The sequence below is a fragment of the Mesorhizobium sp. BR1-1-4 genome (assembly GCF_020165375.1).
Classification (GTDB): Bacteria; Pseudomonadota; Alphaproteobacteria; order Rhizobiales; family Rhizobiaceae; genus Mesorhizobium; species Mesorhizobium australicum.
On record NZ_JAIUIB010000001.1, the window covers coordinates 592739 to 609601 of the forward strand.

A 16863-nucleotide genomic window follows, 5' to 3' on the forward strand; every position below is an offset into this window, starting at 1 on the left:
TGTCGGTTCCGGCCGCGCCGGCCGATCCGGCCTTCCCCGCTCAAGATGAAGATATGTCCGCGAAATTTCTTGTCGATGTTGGGCGGCCGCGCGCAATTTGGCGCATGGTTGTGCCGTGTTTGTCGCCAGATAAAGTGATTGGCTGGCGAGACTTGGTTCCACGCCTCCTTTTGTGCCTCCGCAGGCAGGGGAAATTGGGGATCGCCAACCTTGGCGCCCTTCCTCTCCCCCGTCGATCGGGGGAGAGGAATGGGCCAAGGTTGGCGATCCGAACCGGAAGACGTTCACTCCATCCCCGCATCATGCTAACCACCCTCCATGGCACAGAAGAAAGCTTTCGAGGTCGACGGTTGGCTGGCGCGGCCTGATCCGCGCATCTCGATCGTCCTGCTTTATGGCCCCGATCGCGGCCTTGTCTCCGAGCGGGCGAAGGCCTTTGCCGGAAAGACCGGCCTGCCGCTCGACGACCCGTTCTCGGTGGTCAGGCTCGAGGGTTCGGAGGTCGATCGCGACGAGGGCCGCCTGCTCGACGAGGCCCGCACCGTGCCGATGTTTTCCGACCGGCGGCTGCTCTGGGTGCGCAATGCCAGCGGCCAGAAGGCTCTGGCCGACGACGTCAAGGCGCTGACGGCGGAGCCGGTGCGGGACGCCATCATTCTCATTGAGGCCGGCGATCTGAAGAAAGGCGTCGGGCTGCGCGCCGTGGTCGAGGGCGCGGACAATGCCATGGCGCTGCCTTGCTACGCCGATGAGGCCCGTGACATCGACACGGTCATCGACGACGAACTGCGCAAGGCCGGCATGGCGATGACACTGGAGGCGCGGCAGGCGCTGCGCCGCAATCTCGGTGGCGACCGGCTGGCCTCGCGCGGTGAGATCGAAAAACTCGTCCTCTACGCCCACGGCCAGAAGGAGATCGGGCTGGAAGAGGTGAGAGCCATGTCCGGCGACGTGTCTGGCGCCTCTTACGACGATGCCGTCGACGCGCTGCTCGAAGGCAAGGTCGGCGACTTCGACACCGCTTTCACGCGCCACTGCCAGGGCGGCGGGCAGCCCTTCCAGGTGCTGTCCTCGGCGATGCGGCAGCTCCAGCAGATCCAGGTCATGCGCGGCCAGATGGAGACCGGCGGCCGCAACGCCGCTTCCGTCGTTGCCGCCGCGCGGCCGCCGGTCTTTTTCTCCAGGCGCAAGCTGGTGGAGAAGACCCTGGAGCGCTGGAACAGCGAAGCGCTCGGCCGCGCGCTGACCCGGTTGCATCAGGCCGTGCTGCAGACGCGGCGGCGCCCCGACCTGTCCGTCGCGCTCGCAAGGCAGGCGCTGCTCGGCATCGCGGTTGAAAGCGCGAGGCTGGGACAGCGGTAGAGAAATTGGCCGCCGGCGTCACAGAAAGGCGCCGGCGTCGCACACCCAGCCTCTTCTCCCCGTCTCTATACGGGGAGAAGGTCCCGGCAGGGGGATGAGGGGCGGCGCCGAACGCCGGGAACAACGCTGTATCGCATAATTTGCCGGCTAAATGTCAATCCTGCTTCAGCCGCCTGCACAGCTCGTCGAGCTGTTCCAGGCTGCGATAGGCGACCCGCAGCACCCCGCCCTTGCCCTTGTGGTCGACGGTGACGATCATGCCGGTCGTGTCGGTGAGCAGCTTTTCCAGCGCCAGCGTGTCGGCGTCCTTTTCGGCGGCAGGCGCGGCTGGTTTGGTGCCGTTGGAACTGGCGCCGGCCGGCATCTGCGCCAGCGCTTCGGCCTGGCGCACGGAAAGTCCCTCCTCGACGATGCGCTTGGCGAGGCCCGCCGGATCCTCCGCCGTCACCAGCGTGCGGGCGTGGCCCGCCGACAGCGCGCCGTCGACCAGCATGTCGCGGATCACGTCGGGAAGCTTCAACAATCTCAACGTGTTGGCGACATGGCTGCGGCTCTTGCCGATGACCTGGCCAAGATCGGCCTGGGTGTAGCCATGGTCGTCGATGAGCTGCTGGTAACCCTGCGCTTCTTCGACCGGATTGAGGTCGGCGCGCTGGACGTTCTCGATGATCGCCAGTTCCAGCGCGGTGCGATCGTTGACGTCGCGGATGATGACCGGGATCTCGGTCAGCCCGGCGCGCTGCGCCGCCCGCCAGCGCCTCTCGCCGGCAATGATCTCGTAGCGGCCGGCCTGCGTCGGCGAAGGCCGCGCCACGACCGGCTGCACCACGCCGTGTTCGCGGATCGACTGGGCAAGGTCGGTCAGTTCGGCATCGCCGAAATGCCGGCGCGGATTTTTCGGATTGGCGCTGATGAACTCGATCGGCACCTTGCCGTCGGCGCTCATGCCGGGCTTTTCCGGGGCCGCCGGGCGATCGATCTCGCCGATCAGTGCTGCCAGTCCGCGACCCAGTCTTTTCCTCGATAGATCTTCGCTCATCTTTATTCCACGTCTATTTCGGCTCGTTTCGGTATCGAATCGGCTGTTAAATGTGCATCGGTTCTAATCAAGCGGCGCGCAATTTGCGCTCGCGGCGGATCACTTCGGAGGCCAATTGCAGATAGGCCTGGCTGCCCGAGCATTTCAGGTCATAGAGAATTGCCGGCTTGCCATAGGACGGGGCTTCGGACACCCGCACATTGCGCGGAATGATCGTCTCGTAGACCTTGTCGCCCATATGCTCGCGCACATCCTGCACCACCTGATTGGCCAGATTGTTGCGGCCGTCATACATGGTCAGCACGATGCCCTGGATGGTGAGGTCCGGATTGATCGAGCGACGCACCTGCTCGACCGTCTCGAGCAGCTGGCTGAGACCCTCCAGCGCGAAGAACTCGCATTGCAGCGGCACGAGAACGGAATCGGCCGCCGCCATTGAATTCAAAGTCAAAAGATTGAGCGAGGGCGGGCAGTCGATCAGCACATAGCCGAAGGGCGCCCCGCGCTCGGTCGCGGCACGCAGCGCGTTGCGCAGCTTGAGCACCCGGTCGGGTGCCGAGGCGATCTCCATCTCGATGCCGAGCAGGTCCAGCGTCGAAGGAACGATGGAGAGGCCGGGCACCGCGGTCGGAATGGCGGCGGCTTCCAGATCCAGTTCGCCCGTCAGCACATCGTAGGACGAAACCGTCCGGTCCTTGCGGTCGATGCCGAGGCCGGTGCTGGCATTGCCCTGCGGGTCGAGGTCGACGATCAGCACTTTCTCGCCGATTGCCGCCAGCGCGGTGGCCAAATTGATGGCGGTGGTGGTCTTGCCGACGCCGCCCTTCTGGTTGGCTACGGTGATGATTCGAGGGCCGTTCTTCATCATGGGTCTATGCCAGAAATTCATCTTGGGTCGCCGAACACTCAGACCGGTCTCGGTTCAGACAGGTCGCACATTGGACAATTCGAGGATGACGCCGCTGGCGTCGGTCACGCTTGGATGTTCTACCAGATCGAAGGTCCACCGGTTAACGCTTTCTTGCACTTCGGCGCGATAATCCCGGCCTTTGTGGAACAGCGCCCGCGCGCCCGAGGCCAGCCATGGGGCCGACAGGTCCAGCAGCACCGAAAGCGGTGCCAGCGCCCGTGCGGTGACGATTTCCGGCTTCGAAACAAGCACATGGCTGTCCTCGATGCGGCGCGCCACGACCCGCGCCGGCAGACCGAACTGCCCGACGACCGTCTGCAAAAACGACGCTTTCTTGCGGTTGCTTTCGACCAGATCGATGCTGGCGCCCGGGCGGTCGCCGAGCAGAAAGGCCATGACAAGCCCGGGAAATCCGCCACCAGAACCAATGTCGACCCAATGCATGGCATCGGGCTCTATCCCAGCAAGTTGCGCGCTGTCCAGGATGTGGCGCTGCCAGACATCGCCCGAGGTCGACTGCGCCACGAGATTGATGCTGCGGTTCCATTTCTGGAACATCGCTTCGAACGCCACCAGGCGATCGAATGTTTCACGTGAAACGGGGCCGGCGGCCTCCTGCAGGCGCTCGCGAGAGAAGGAACTCACGCCACATCCCTCTGCTCGGCTTTCCGCACCGATTCCCAATGGCGGACATGCGCGACGATGATCGCCAACGCCGCCGGCGTCATGCCTTCCATGCGCTGCGCCTCCGCGATGGAGCGCGGCCGCCGCGCCTGCATCTTCTGCTTCAGCTCATTGGACAGGCCGGGCACGCCGGCAAAATCTACGGTGTCCGGAATCAGCCGGCTCTCTTCACGCCGGATCTGCGCGACATCGGTGCTCTGGCGATCCAGATAAACCGAATATTTCGCTTCCGTTTCGAGCCGCTCCGCGGTCCTGGCATCGACGTCGTGAAATTTCGGTTCAACCCCAGCCAGCCAAGCCACATCGACACCGGGATAGGCCAGCAGTTCAAAGCCGGACCGGCGCACGCCGTCGCGATTGATCTCCAAACCGTGCCGTGCCGCCTCGTTCGGCGTCATGGTCAACGAAAGCGCCATCTCGCGCGCTTCATTCAGCCGCTGCATGACATCGCCATAACGCTGCATCCGCTCCGGCGAGGCGATCCCCAGCGTCTGCGCCAGCGGCGTCAGCCGCTCATCGGCATTGTCGGCGCGCAGCGAGAGCCGGAACTCGGCCCGCGAGGTGAACATCCGATAGGGTTCGCTGATGCCGCGACTGGTCAGATCATCGACCATCACGCCGATATAGGCCTGGGTGCGGCTGAGCACGATCGGTGCGCCGCCCGCCGCCCGCCGCGCCGCATTGACGCCGGCGAGCAGGCCCTGGCCGGCGGCCTCTTCATAACCGGTCGTGCCGTTGATCTGCCCGGCCAGAAAAAGCCCGGCAACGCGCCTGGTCTCAAGTGTGGGATGCAGTTCGCGCGGATCGACATGATCATATTCGATGGCATAGCCAGGCTGCAGCATGGCCGCATGCTCCAAACCGGGAATAGTCTTCAATACCTCGAGCTGAACGTCTTCCGGCAGCGAGGTCGAAATGCCGTTGGGATAGACGGTGTGGTCGTCGAGCCCCTCCGGCTCGAGGAAGATCTGGTGCCCGTCCCGGTCGCCGAATTTGACGATCTTGTCCTCGATCGACGGACAATAACGCGGCCCAACCCCTTCGATCGAGCCGGAATACATGGCCGAGCGGCCAAGATTGGCGCGGATCAGCTCATGCGTGGCTGTCGTCGTGCGGGTGATGCCGCAATCGATCTGCGGCGTCACGATACGGTCGGTCATCAGCGAGAACGGTACGGGATTCTCGTCCGCCGCCTGGCTTTCCAGCGACGCCCAATCGATGGTTCGTCCGTCCAGTCGCGGCGGCGTGCCGGTCTTGAGCCGCCCGAGCTTGAAGCCGGCGCGGTCCATCGTTGCCGACAGCCCCATGCTGGCCTTCTCGTTCATGCGGCCCGCGACGATCTTCTTTTCACCGATGTGAATGAGCCCGCGCAGGAAGGTTCCCGTCGTCAGCACCACGGCGCCGCAGGCAAGCCGGCGGCCGTCAGCCAGGAGAACCGCTACGATATCTCCATCGGAGATCTCGAAATCGAGAACTTCGCCCTCGACGATCTCAAGACCGTTTTGCTGCCGAATCGCTTCCTGCATGGCAAGGCGATAGAGTTTTCTGTCGGCCTGCGTCCGCGGGCCGCGCACCGCCGGACCCTTGCGGCGGTTGAGCAGGCGGAACTGAATGCCGGCTGCGTCAGCCACACGGCCCATCAGCCCGTCCATGGCGTCGATCTCACGCACCAGGTGCCCCTTGCCGAGCCCGCCGATGGCAGGGTTGCACGACATCACGCCGATCGTGTCGAAACGCAGCGTCACCAATGCAGTGCTGGCGCCGGCGCGCGCGGCGGCGCTGGCCGCTTCGCAACCCGCATGGCCGCCGCCCACCACAACCACATCATAGTGATCGGTCATTCCATATAGGTCCCGGACTCGAAGAAGATGAGCGACACATGTCCCCGCGAGGCGGGACTGTCAAGAAAACTTCCGCGCAGGCGTTTCACGTGAAACAGCAAAACCCCGCTCCTAGCGGCGTTTCACGTGAATTACCGTTTGATTGTTTCACGTGAGTCAGCACGAGCTTCGGCAGCCATTATGTTTCACGTGAGTCATTTTCCAATGCAGAACTGGGAAAAGATCACGTCGAGCAAGTCTTCGACCTCCACCGCACCCACTATCCGTCCCAGGCGATCCGCTGCCAGGCGCAGCTCTTCGGCGCGCAATTCCTGAGGCATGCGTTCATCGGCGGCGCGGTGCAGATGCCGGTTCGCCGCGTCGAGCAACTCGACATGGCGTAGCCGTGACGGCAGCACATCGCCGCTAACGCCGGCCGCCTCGGCAGCGCGGCGACCGATCTCCGCCAGCAATCCATCCACACCCGTCCCGTCGACCACCGATATACCAAACTCGTAGCGCCCAGCTGCATCCTGGATCGCTCCCTTGTCGAGCAGGTCGAGCTTGGTGCCGACGCGCAATGCCGGTGTCGACATTGGCAGCGGGCCGGCGTGCTTGGGGCCCGCGGCGTCCTCGAGCAGCAGAAGTAGATCGGCGCGATCCGCCTTGGCTCTTGCCTTCTCGATGCCGATCGCCTCGATTTTGCCAGGCGCTTCCCGCAACCCGGCCGTGTCGGTCAACCTAACGCGCAAACCCCGGAGATCCAGCACCACCTCCAGCAAATCTCGGGTGGTGCCGGGTTCATCCGTTACAATAGCGGCATCGCGCCGCGCCAAGGCATTGAACAGGCTGGACTTGCCGGCATTGGGCGCGCCGAGAATGACGACCTCGAAGCCGTCGCGGATGATCTCGGCGGCATGGAAGCCGGCAATGTGGCGGTCGATCTCCGATATCATCGACCTCACGTCGGACCAAACCGTATCCGAAACGGAACCCGGTACATCGTCTTCATCGGCGAAGTCGATCTCGGCCTCGATCATGGCCCGCGCATGGATCAGGCGCCGACGCCAGCCGAGGTAGAGCGCGCTCTGCGCGCCCCCGGCGTTCTGGATGGCAAAACGCCGCTGCGCCTCGGTTTCAGCATTGACGAGGTCGGCCAGCGCCTCCGTCTCGACCAGATCGACCTTGCCGTTGAAGAAGGCGCGGCGCGTGAATTCTCCCGGCTCGGCATGCCTGACGCCGTCGAAATCAGCGATCGTTTCCAGCATCCTGGCCACCACGGCGCGCCCGCCATGAACATGGAACTCGGCGACATCCTCGCCGGTGAAGCTCGCTGGACCGGGAAAGAACAGAACCAAGCCTGTATCGAGCACGGTTCCATCCGGAGCCCTGAATCTGCGCAGGACCGCGGACCGCGCCTTAACCATGCCGCCAACGATCGTTTCGATCACGAATCGAGTCTGCGGGCCGGATATGCGCAGCACCGCGACTCCGGCCGGAAGCCGGCCGCTCGACAGCGCCACGATCGAATCGCCTGAAATCATTTGCCCGCTCTACCGAACCGCCCTAGCTTTCGCTTCATCACCGCCCCGGATTGCTCCTGAAAGTTGGCCATTGTGACATTGCCCGCGCAAAACCTGCTTGCCGACGAGGCCAGCCCCTATCTGCAGCAGCACAGCGGCAACCCCGTACATTGGCGGGGATGGTCACCGGCATCGCTGGAAGAGGCAAAGGCGCTGGACAGGCCTATCCTGCTCTCCGTCGGATACGCCGCCTGCCATTGGTGCCATGTCATGGCCCATGAAAGCTTCGAGAACGACGACGTCGCCGCCGTCATGAACCGTCTGTTCGTCAATATCAAGGTCGACCGCGAGGAGCGCCCCGACATCGACCAGATCTATATGGCGGCCCTGTCCTCGATGGGCGAGCAAGGCGGCTGGCCGCTGACCATGTTCCTGACCCCCGATGGCAAACCGTTCTGGGGCGGCACCTACTTCCCGCGCGAGCCGCGCTATGGCCGTCCGGGGTTCATCCAGGTGATGGAAGCGGTCGACAAGGCATGGCGCGAGAAACGGGCAAGCCTGCACCAGAGCGCCGACGGCCTGACCTCGCATGTCGAGGCGCGGCTCTCGGCCACGCATTCCAAGGCACTTCTCGATCGCGATACGCTGTCCGACCTTGCCGGCCGCGTCAGTGGCATGATCGACCGCGACCGCGGCGGGCTCGCCGGCGCGCCGAAATTCCCGAACGCGCCGTTCATGCAGACGCTGTGGCTGTCCTGGCTGCGGGACGGCAATGCCCCGCATCGCGACGACGTCCTCGTCAGCCTCGAACATATGCTGAGCGGCGGCATCTACGATCACATCGGCGGCGGGCTCAGCCGCTACTCGACGGACGCCGAATGGCTGGTGCCCCATTTCGAGAAGATGCTCTACGACAATGCGCAGCTCATCCGCTTCTGCAACTGGACCCTCGCGGCGACCGGCAATGATTTGTTCCGGGTCCGAATCGAGGACACGGTCGACTGGCTGCTGCGCGAAATGCGTGTCGAAGGCGGCGCCTTCGCCGCCAGCCTCGATGCCGATAGCGATGGCGAGGAAGGCCTGTTCTACACCTGGAGCAGGGGGGAGATCGAATCTGTTCTTGGAGACGATTCAACCTTGTTTTTCAATTACTTCAGCCTTTCCAGCCCGCCCGGATGGGAAGGTAAGCCGGTGCTCCATCAGACCCTCTCCCAGCAGGCGTTTGGTGTTGCCGACCGGGAGCGGCTTGTCCCGCTCAAGACAAGGCTTCTCACTGTCCGGGAACAACGCGTCAGGCCGGGCCTGGACGCAAAGACCCTTACCGACTGGAACGGCCTGATGATCGCCGCCCTCGCCGAGGCGGGGCGTTCGCTGGCGCGGCCGGATTGGATCGAGGCCGCGGCCAAGGCCTTTGCCCATATCGGCAAAGCCGGCCGCGACGGTCGCTTGCCGCATTCCATGCTTGGTGTCCGGAAACTGTTTCCCGCACTGTCGAGCGACTATGCCGCCATGACCAACGCGGCCATCTCGCTGTTCGAGGCCACTGAGGACTGGAGCTACGTCGAGCAGGCCAGCCAGTTCCTTGGACAGCTCGACCATTGGCACGCTGACGTGGAAGGCACGGGCTATTATCTGACTGCCTCGGACAGCACCGACGTGCCGATCCGCATCCGGGGCGATGTCGACGAGGCCATCCCCTCGGCCACCAGCCAGATCATCGAGGCGCAGGTCCGGCTGGCTTCTATTACCGGCAACCTCGACTTGCAGGAGAAGGCGGGGAAAACGGCCGAGCATGCTGCCGGCCGAGCGGCGCACCAGGCCTATGGCCAGGTGGGTATCGTCAATGCCTGCGCGCTTGCCCTCGAGCCGCTGAAACTGGTCATCGTGGACGGGCTGGAGGATCCGAAGCTCATTCAGGTGGCGAATCGAAACCCGGATCCGCGTCGCGTCGATATCGTGGTGCCAATCGGTACGGCGGCGAATCGACCCTTGCTCCCCGGCGGAATCCTGCCTCCGACCAACCGGCGCGGCGCCTGGTTGTGCACCGGCCAGGTCTGCCTGCCGGTGGTTACGGATGTTGACGAATTGGAAGGATTGTTGCGGCGAAAGTGATTCGTCATCCTCGGGCTTGATCCGAGGATGACGAAGATAAGGCTCTGCCGCGCCTCGATTACGTGTTCATCGAATCGAAGAAATCGCCATTGGTCTTGGTCTGCTTCAGCTTGTCGATCAGGAACTCGATCGCGTCGGTGGTTCCCATCGGCGCCAGGATGCGGCGCAGCACGAAGATCTTCTGCAGGTCCTGGCGCGACACCAGCAGGTCTTCCTTGCGGGTGCCGGATTTGAGGATGTCGATGGCCGGATAGATGCGCTTGTCCGCCACCTTGCGGTCGAGCTGGATTTCGCAGTTGCCGGTGCCCTTGAACTCTTCGAAGATGACTTCGTCCATGCGGCTGCCGGTGTCGATCAGCGCGGTGGCGATGATGGTGAGCGAGCCGCCTTCCTCGATGTTGCGCGCGGCGCCGAAGAAACGCTTCGGGCGCTGCAGCGCATTGGCGTCGACACCACCGGTCAGCACCTTGCCGGAGGACGGCACGACGGTGTTGTAGGCGCGGCCCAGGCGAGTGATCGAATCCAGAAGGATCACCACATCGCGGCCGTGCTCGACCAGCCGCTTGGCCTTCTCGATGACCATTTCGGCGACCTGGACGTGGCGCACCGCCGGCTCGTCGAAGGTCGAGGAGATGACTTCGCCTTTGACCGAACGCTGCATATCGGTGACTTCCTCGGGCCGCTCGTCGATCAGCAGCACGATCAGGTAGCATTCCGGATGATTGGCGGTGATCGAGTGCGCGATGTTCTGCAACAGCACCGTCTTGCCGGTGCGCGGCTGTGCGTTGATCAGCGCGCGCTGGCCCTTGCCGATCGGCGCCACCAGGTCGATGACGCGAGGCGAGATGTCCTTGCCGGGCGGATTGTCGACCTCCATCTTCAGCCGAGAGGTCGGGTAGAGCGGCGTCAGATTGTCGAAGTGGATCTTGTGGCGGATCTTCTCGGGATCGTCGAAATTGATCGTGTTGACCTTGAGCAGCGCGAAATAGCGCTCGCCCTCCTTCGGGCTGCGGATCGGCCCTTCGACCGTATCGCCGGTCTTCAGCGAAAAGCGCCGGATCTGCGACGGCGAGATGTAGATGTCGTCGGGACCTGGCAGATAATTGGCATTGGCGGAGCGCAGGAAGCCAAAACCGTCCTGCAGCACCTCGACCACGCCGTCACCGATGATCTCGATGTCCTGGGCGGCGAGCTTCTTCAGGATCGCGAACATCAGTTCCTGCTTGCGCATGACGCTGGCGTTCTCGACCTCGAGCGATTCGGCATAAGCGATCAGCTCTGGCGGCTTCTTGTTCTTGAACTCGGTGAGTTTCATTTCTTGCATTAGACGGACTCTGGGTAGGCTTTGGGGGAAAGATCGGCGGGATGCGACAAATGCCGGGCGCGGCCGAAAGCAATGACGGGCGGCGCATGACGGGAAGGAAGACCCGTCTTGTATCGTCGGTCGGCTGAAAGAGCAAGCCGCCTTTTGAGCGGGTCCGATGAAGTCTCAGAAGGGCTTCACGACGACCAGGATCACGATTGCGATCATCAGCAATGTGGGGATCTCGTTGACGATCCGCCAGTGCCTTGCCGGTTTTTCGTTGCGGTCCTCGGCGAATTTGCGCACCGCGCCGGCCAGATAGCCGTGAATGCCCGACAAAATCAGCACCAGGCCGATCTTGGCATGCAGCCAGCCGCCCTGGAACGCAAAGATCTTCCAGGCCAGCCACAGCCCGAACACCCAGGTGAGGATCATCGCCGGATTGATGATGCCGCGCAGCAGGCGCCGCTCCATCACTTTGAAAGTCTCCGACTGCACGGAGCCTTTCTGCGCATCGACGTGATAGACGAACAGCCGCGGCAGATAAAGCATCCCGGCCATCCAGGAGATGACGGCGAGGATATGGATCGCCTTTGCCCAGGGGTAGAAGCTTTCGGGCGCGAAGAAAAACAAAAGCGCGGTAAGAACAATCAGGACAGCGATGCCAACGACCATGCGCTTCATCGCCTGGCCGGTGCTGTTGGTGTTATCTCTGTCAGCCATCAGCGTGCCGCGCTCCGAACCTGTTTCACCATCGCCTCGACATGCGCCACCGGCGTCTCCGGCGTGATGCCGTGGCCGAGATTGAAGACCAGCGGCCCATTCCCCAGCGCCTGGAGGATCGCCTCGACGCCATCGGCCAACGCTTGCCCGCCGGCGACCAGCCGCAACGGATCGAGATTGCCCTGGACGGCGCCTTGCCGCTGCAACGCCTTCGCGGCCTCCAGCGGCACCGTCCAGTCGATGCCCAGCCCCGTCACGCCGGTCTTCTCGCGGTAGCTCTGGTAGCGGGCGCCGGCGCCCTTGGGAAAACCGATGATCGGCACATCGGGATGGACCGCCCGAACCTGCCTGACGATCTCGGCCACCGGCTCGACGCAGAAGCGTTCGAACGAGGCATCGTCGAGCACCCCCGACCAGGAATCGAAAATCTGCACGACATCCGCCCCGGCCTCGATCTGCCGGATCAGATAGGACGCCGAATGGTCGGCGAGCACTTTCAGCAGCTGCCCAAACGCCGCCGGCTCGCGGTAGGCGAACAGCCGCGCCGGTGCCTGGTCCGGGGTGCCGTGGCCGGCGATCATATAGGTCGCCACCGTCCACGGCGCGCCGCAAAAGCCGATCAGCGTCGTCTCGTCGGGCAATTTCGCCCGCAGCCGGCGAAGCGTCTCGTAGACCGGTTCGAGATTCACGTGAAACACATCGCTTTCCAGCGCCGGAATCTCGGCCGCCGAAATCGGCGTCAGCAGCGGCCCACGCCCTTCCTCGAAGCGCACGTCGCGGCCAAGCGCATGGGGAACGACAAGGATGTCCGAAAACACGATCGAAGCGTCGAAGCCAAAGCGCTCGATCGGCTGCAGCGTCACTTCCACGGCAAGCTCGGGATCGTAGCAGAGATCAAGGAACGAGCCGGCCCGTCTTCGCGTCTCACGATATTCCGGCAGATAGCGCCCGGCCTGTCGCATCATCCAGAGCGGAGGAGGAAACACCGCCTCGCCTTTCAGCACATCCAGCATGATCCGTCTTGCAGGCATCGAGCGCTCGCCTCTCCCGGCTTCCTCTTAATCAAATATCTTATTTTAAAAGAGTCTTCTGATTCTAAGAGTCTGTTGGTTGTGGTGGTTGTCACCTGTCCCGCTTTGGCCGCCAAAACGCCAGCAAGCATATTGTCGCGCACTACCGATCGCGGCTGGCAGGGTTCTGGGGACAATCAGGAATCCGCCACTGGAGTCAATGCGCTAGGTCTGATGCCCTGGAGACCTGCCCTGTGGACGAGCAAAAGGCAAAATGCTTCGTCCACGGACTTGTCCCCAGCCGCCCGGAGAAGCTGACAGCGCATCGAATTGTGGACAAACCGGCATCTGATACAGTCGCCTTCGGCCGGCCCGTCGGCCCGTCCGATCTTATCCACATCCGCCCACAGCCCCAGGTGATCCCTGTGAACAAACCCCAGAGCTTCTTTCACCTGCATCTGATTTCCGATGCCACGGGCGAAACCCTGCTCGCCGCCGGCCGCGCGGCTTCAGCGCAATACAAGGATGCACGCGCCATCGAGCACATCTACCCGCTCATCCGCACCGAAAAGCAGATAGCCAAGGTCTTCGAGGACATCGAGGAGGAGCCGGGCATCATCCTATACACGGTGGTCGACCAGAAGCTGGCACGCGGCATCGACGAACGCTGCGCGGCCATGGGCCTGCCCTGCGTGTCCGTGCTGGAGCCGGTGCTGACGGTCTTCCAGTCCTATCTCGGGACGCCGGCCGGCCGCCGCGTCGGCGCCCAGCATGTTCTCGATGCCGAATATTTCCGGCGCATCGACGCGCTCAATTTCACCATGGACCATGATGACGGCCAGCTGCCGGCAAACATGGATGACGCCGATGTCGTGCTGATCGGCATATCGCGCACCTCGAAGACGCCGACCAGCATCTATCTCGCCAACCGCGGCATCAAGACCGCCAACATCCCGATCGTGCTCGGCGTGCCGGTGCCAGAAAGCCTGGTCAACGCCAGGGCGCCGCTGGTCGTCGGGCTGATCGCCACCGCCGAGCGCATCTCGCATGTGCGCCAGAACCGCATCCTCGGCAATTCGAGCACCTATGTGCCGACCGAGTATGTCGACCGCGCCGCCATCAACGAGGAACTCGCCTACGCCCGCCAGATCTGCACCCGCCACGGCTGGCCGATGATCGACGTCAGCCGCCGTTCGATCGAGGAAACGGCGGCGGCGATCGTTGCCCTGCGGGGGAAGACGCGATAGATCAGCCAAGAGGTTTTCCGAGGCTTGCCGCGGAAGGTTAGCGCCGCCCCTCACCTGCCTGCCGGCATCCTCTCCCCGTATAGAGACGGGGAGAGGGGGCCTGTCATCGATGGCTTCGCCAATCACCAGCGTGGCCGAAAAGAGGGCCCGCGTTGAAGCTGCCCTTTCTCCCCGTCTCTATACGGGGAGAAATGTCCGGCAGGACAATGAGGGGCGGCGCTAACTTTACAAAGTAAAACAGCTCACACTCCAACCGCGCCTGTGTCTGCGCCCGAGTGCAAAATGACAGAAAAAATCATCCTCGCTTCAGGCAGCCCGTTCCGCAAGGCGATGCTGGTCGATGCCGGCGTCGACATCGAGGCGGTTCCCGCGACGCTGGACGAGCGGGCGCTGGAAGCGCCGTTGCAGGACAGCGGCGCCTCGCCCGAGGACGTCGCGCTGGTGCTCGCCGAAGCCAAGGCCACCGAAGTCAGCGAGCGCCGGCCCGGGGCACTGGTGCTTGGCTGCGACCAGACTTTGTCGCTCGGCGACGAGGTCTTTCACAAGCCGGCGGACATGGAGGGCGCGCGCCGCCATCTCCTGGCGTTGTCGGGCAAGACCCATCAGCTCAACAGCGCCGCCGTTCTGGTGCGCGACGGCAAGGTGCTGTGGCGCCATGTCGGCATCGCCTCGATGACCATGCGCAAGCTCGACCCCGCCTTCATCGGCCGGCATCTGGCCCGGGTCGGCGTCAAGGCATTGTCGAGTGTCGGCGCCTACCAGGTCGAGGGCGAAGGCATCCAGCTGTTCGAAAAAATCGAAGGCGACCATTTTACCATTGTCGGCCTGCCGCTGCTGCCGTTGCTGGCGGAACTGCGCGCACTGGGAGCCATCGATGGCTGAAACCTCGAAAAAGGCCTTCGTCACCGGCCACCCCATAAAACATTCGCGCTCGCCGATGATCCACGGTCACTGGTTGGCCAAGCATGGCATTGATGGCAGTTATCAGGCGATCGATGTGGCGCCCGAAAACTTCGCCGAATTCCTGGCGACGCTGCAGGCGAACGGTTATCGCGGCGGCAACGTAACCATCCCGCACAAGGAGGCGGCTTTTGCCGGGGTCGCGCGCCGCGACCATGCGGCCGACGAGATCGGCGCCGTCAACACGTTGTGGTTCGAGGACGGCAATTTGTGGGGCGGCAACACCGACGGCCATGGCTTTGCCGCCAATCTCGACGACCACGCTCCGGGCTGGGCGGCCAATGGCCCTGCCGTGGTGCTGGGTGCCGGGGGGGCCGCCCGTGCCGTGATCCATGCGCTGAAGGCGCGCGGCCTCCGTGATATCCGCATCGTCAATCGCACGCTCGCCCGGGCAATCGAATTGCGCGACCGCTTTGGCGCCGGGGTGTCCGCGCATCCCCTGGCGGCGACCGGCGAATTGCTGCGCGACGCCGGCCTGCTGGTCAACACCACGGCGCTGGGCATGCAGGGCAACGGGGATCTGGCCGCCGACCCCAGGGGTCTGCCCGCCCACGCTGTGGTCAACGACATCGTCTATGTGCCGCTCGAGACCCCACTGCTCGCTGTCGCGCGGGCACGGGGGCTGAAGACGGTCGACGGGCTCGGCATGCTGCTCAACCAGGCGGTGCCCGGCTTCGAACGCTGGTTCGGCGTCAGGCCGAAGGTGACGGCTGAACTGCGCGCACTCATCGTTGCCGATCTGGTGCCCAAATCCCGGGTGCCGAAATCATGATCGTGCTCGGCCTCACCGGCTCGATCGGCATGGGCAAGTCGACCACGGCCAGGATGTTCGCCGAGGCAGGCGTTCCGGTGCATGATTCCGACGAGACGGTGCACCGCCTCTATGCCGGCAAAGCCGCCCCGCTGGTCGAGGCCGCCTTTCCCGGCACCACGGTTCACGGAAGCGTCGACCGCGCAAAACTCGGCGCCCGGGTGCTCGGCGATGCCGCGGCCCTGAAAAAACTCGAAGCCATTATCCACCCGCTGGTCCGTGCCGATGCCGATGCCTTCCTGACCAGGCATCGTGAAGCGGGCGAATCGATCGTGGTCCTCGACATCCCGCTGCTGTTCGAAACCGGCGGCCGTGGCCGCGTCGACAAGGTCGTCGTGGTGACGGCGCCGGCCGAAGTCCAGCGCCAGCGCGTGCTGGCGCGGCCTGGCATGAGCGAGGAAAAACTGGCGTCGATTCTGGCCAAGCAGGTGCCGGATGCCGAAAAGCGCCGGCTGGCCGATTTCGTCATCGACACCGGCGAGGGGCTGGACGCCGCGCGTGCGGCGGTTGCTTCGATCATCGCCGAAATCAAGGGATAAGTCGGGCTCCTGACGGCAGGCCGTCAGCATTGCCCATTGCCATTTTGTTCCGGTCTGGCGATTCTGCTCCCCAGGAGCGACCTGATTCGATGCGTGAGATCATTTTCGATACGGAAACCACCGGCCTCGATTCGCGCGACGACCGCGTGATCGAGCTTGGCGGCGTCGAACTGGTCAATCGCTTTCCGACCGGCAGGACCTTCCATCATTATATCAACCCGCAAGGCCGCGCGATCCATGCCGAGGCGCAGTCCGTGCACGGCATCAGCGCGGCCGATCTCGCGGGCAAGCCGAGCTTCGCCGAAATTGCCGAGGAATGGCTGAAATTCACGGAAGGCGCCAAGCTGGTCGCCCACAACGCCACCTTCGATATCGGCTTCCTCAATGTCGAATTCGGGCGGCTCGGCCACCCGCCTGTCGACAACGGGCTTGTCGTCGACACGCTGGCCCTGGCGCGCCGCAAGCACCCGATGGGGCCCAATTCGCTCGACGCGCTGTGCCGGCGCTACGGCATCGACAATACCAAGCGCACCAAGCACGGCGCCCTGCTCGATTCCGAATTGCTGGCGGAAGTCTATATCGAGCTGATCGGCGGCAAGCAGGCCGCACTGATCCTCGACAGCGCCACCGCGCCGGCCCAGGGCGGCAACAATGTCAGGCATATCGAGATCATCGTCGCCGAGCGCCCGGCGCCGCTGCTGCCCCGCCTGACCGAAGCGGAGCGCGCGGCGCACGCCGCCATGGTTGCGACGCTCGGCGAAAAGGCGCTGTGGCTGAAAGCCTCCCCCCAGGAAGCAGCCCAGGCGCTGTCCTCATAAAG

At 63.9% G+C, this 16863-nt stretch carries 15 protein-coding genes; 7 read left to right on the plus strand and 8 right to left on the minus strand.

Going from position 1 to position 16863, the window contains the following annotated elements; translation table 11 throughout:
• Positions 1-318 precede the first annotated feature (318 nt).
• The gene (gene holA / locus LB571_RS02950) at positions 319-1362 is read left to right on the plus strand and encodes a DNA polymerase III subunit delta (protein ID WP_224531600.1); all 1044 of its coding nucleotides are present in this window, start codon (positions 319-321) and stop codon (positions 1360-1362) included.
• A gap of 154 nt (positions 1363-1516) precedes the next feature.
• Here holA and LB571_RS02955 read toward each other — a convergent pair whose 3' ends face one another.
• The 5 genes from LB571_RS02955 to mnmE all read right to left on the minus strand — a co-directional run bounded on the left by LB571_RS02955 (position 1517) and on the right by mnmE (position 7359).
• Complete coding sequence (locus tag LB571_RS02955) at positions 1517-2401, minus strand: ParB/RepB/Spo0J family partition protein (protein ID WP_140618171.1); 885 nt, start codon at positions 2399-2401, stop codon at positions 1517-1519.
• 67 nt (positions 2402-2468) lie between these two features.
• Positions 2469-3269 (minus strand): ParA family protein, encoded by an 801-nt coding sequence (locus LB571_RS02960; protein ID WP_031251964.1) that lies wholly within the window; start codon positions 3267-3269, stop codon positions 2469-2471.
• Positions 3270-3323: 54 nt separating this feature from the next.
• A complete protein-coding gene (gene rsmG / locus LB571_RS02965; protein WP_140876120.1) occupies positions 3324-3956 on the minus strand; it encodes a 16S rRNA (guanine(527)-N(7))-methyltransferase RsmG in 633 nt (210 codons plus the stop codon).
• Entirely contained in the window at positions 3953-5836 is a 1884-nt protein-coding gene (gene mnmG / locus LB571_RS02970) for a tRNA uridine-5-carboxymethylaminomethyl(34) synthesis enzyme MnmG (protein ID WP_224592143.1), read from the minus strand. Before mnmG ends, rsmG begins: the two co-directional genes overlap by 4 nt.
• Before the next feature lie 194 nt (positions 5837-6030).
• A complete protein-coding gene (gene mnmE, locus LB571_RS02975; protein ID WP_224592147.1) occupies positions 6031-7359 on the minus strand; it encodes a tRNA uridine-5-carboxymethylaminomethyl(34) synthesis GTPase MnmE in 1329 nt (442 codons plus the stop codon).
• Positions 7360-7431: 72 nt separating this feature from the next.
• Between mnmE and LB571_RS02980 the strand changes: the two genes are divergently transcribed.
• Entirely contained in the window at positions 7432-9450 is a 2019-nt protein-coding gene (locus tag LB571_RS02980) for a thioredoxin domain-containing protein (protein WP_224592248.1), read from the plus strand.
• 58 nt (positions 9451-9508) lie between these two features.
• Here the strand turns inward: LB571_RS02980 and rho are convergent, their stop codons facing one another.
• From rho to hemE, 3 genes are all read right to left on the minus strand, one after another.
• The gene (gene rho / locus LB571_RS02985; RefSeq protein ID WP_015314810.1) at positions 9509-10774 is read right to left on the minus strand and encodes a transcription termination factor Rho; all 1266 of its coding nucleotides are present in this window, start codon (positions 10772-10774) and stop codon (positions 9509-9511) included.
• 165 nt (positions 10775-10939) lie between these two features.
• Positions 10940-11476, minus strand: a complete 537-nt coding sequence (gene hemJ / locus LB571_RS02990; protein WP_140719578.1) for a protoporphyrinogen oxidase HemJ — start codon at positions 11474-11476, stop codon at positions 10940-10942.
• On the minus strand, positions 11476-12507 hold the full coding sequence (gene hemE, locus LB571_RS02995; protein WP_224592149.1) for a uroporphyrinogen decarboxylase: 1032 nt from the start codon (positions 12505-12507) through the stop codon (positions 11476-11478). Before hemE ends, hemJ begins: the two co-directional genes overlap by 1 nt.
• 404 nt (positions 12508-12911) lie before the next feature.
• Between hemE and LB571_RS03000 the strand changes: the two genes are divergently transcribed.
• From LB571_RS03000 to dnaQ, 5 genes are all read left to right on the plus strand, one after another.
• A complete protein-coding gene (locus LB571_RS03000; RefSeq protein ID WP_224592152.1) occupies positions 12912-13733 on the plus strand; it encodes a pyruvate, water dikinase regulatory protein in 822 nt (273 codons plus the stop codon).
• 282 nt (positions 13734-14015) lie between these two features.
• Positions 14016-14615: a Maf-like protein gene (locus LB571_RS03005; protein ID WP_140660365.1), complete on the plus strand. Its 600-nt coding sequence runs from the start codon at positions 14016-14018 to the stop codon at positions 14613-14615.
• Positions 14608-15465, plus strand: coding sequence for a shikimate dehydrogenase (locus tag LB571_RS03010; protein WP_224592155.1), 858 nt, complete (start codon positions 14608-14610; stop codon positions 15463-15465). Before LB571_RS03005 ends, LB571_RS03010 begins: the two co-directional genes overlap by 8 nt.
• Entirely contained in the window at positions 15462-16043 is a 582-nt protein-coding gene (coaE, locus tag LB571_RS03015; RefSeq protein WP_224592158.1) for a dephospho-CoA kinase, read from the plus strand. Before LB571_RS03010 ends, coaE begins: the two co-directional genes overlap by 4 nt.
• An 89-nt stretch (positions 16044-16132) precedes the next feature.
• Positions 16133-16861, plus strand: coding sequence for a DNA polymerase III subunit epsilon (gene dnaQ, locus LB571_RS03020; RefSeq protein WP_015314803.1), 729 nt, complete (start codon positions 16133-16135; stop codon positions 16859-16861).
• Positions 16862-16863 lie beyond the last annotated feature (2 nt).

What these genes read in the sequence shown, in the direction of transcription:
- LB571_RS03010 (WP_224592155.1), top strand. Translation starts at nt 14,608, where the DNA reads ATGGCTGAAACCTCGAAAAAGGCCTTCGTCACCGGCCACCCCATAAAA.
- mnmE (WP_224592147.1), bottom strand. Translation starts at nt 7,359, where the DNA reads ATGATTTCAGGCGATTCGATCGTGGCGCTGTCGAGCGGCCGGCTTCCG.
- holA (WP_224531600.1), top strand. Translation starts at nt 319, where the DNA reads ATGGCACAGAAGAAAGCTTTCGAGGTCGACGGTTGGCTGGCGCGGCCT.
- mnmG (WP_224592143.1), bottom strand. Translation starts at nt 5,836, where the DNA reads ATGACCGATCACTATGATGTGGTTGTGGTGGGCGGCGGCCATGCGGGT.
- hemJ (WP_140719578.1), bottom strand. Translation starts at nt 11,476, where the DNA reads ATGGCTGACAGAGATAACACCAACAGCACCGGCCAGGCGATGAAGCGC.
- rho (WP_015314810.1), bottom strand. Translation starts at nt 10,774, where the DNA reads ATGCAAGAAATGAAACTCACCGAGTTCAAGAACAAGAAGCCGCCAGAG.
- coaE (WP_224592158.1), top strand. Translation starts at nt 15,462, where the DNA reads ATGATCGTGCTCGGCCTCACCGGCTCGATCGGCATGGGCAAGTCGACC.
- dnaQ (WP_015314803.1), top strand. Translation starts at nt 16,133, where the DNA reads ATGCGTGAGATCATTTTCGATACGGAAACCACCGGCCTCGATTCGCGC.
- LB571_RS03005 (WP_140660365.1), top strand. Translation starts at nt 14,016, where the DNA reads ATGACAGAAAAAATCATCCTCGCTTCAGGCAGCCCGTTCCGCAAGGCG.
- hemE (WP_224592149.1), bottom strand. Translation starts at nt 12,507, where the DNA reads ATGCCTGCAAGACGGATCATGCTGGATGTGCTGAAAGGCGAGGCGGTG.
- LB571_RS02955 (WP_140618171.1), bottom strand. Translation starts at nt 2,401, where the DNA reads ATGAGCGAAGATCTATCGAGGAAAAGACTGGGTCGCGGACTGGCAGCA.
- LB571_RS02960 (WP_031251964.1), bottom strand. Translation starts at nt 3,269, where the DNA reads ATGATGAAGAACGGCCCTCGAATCATCACCGTAGCCAACCAGAAGGGC.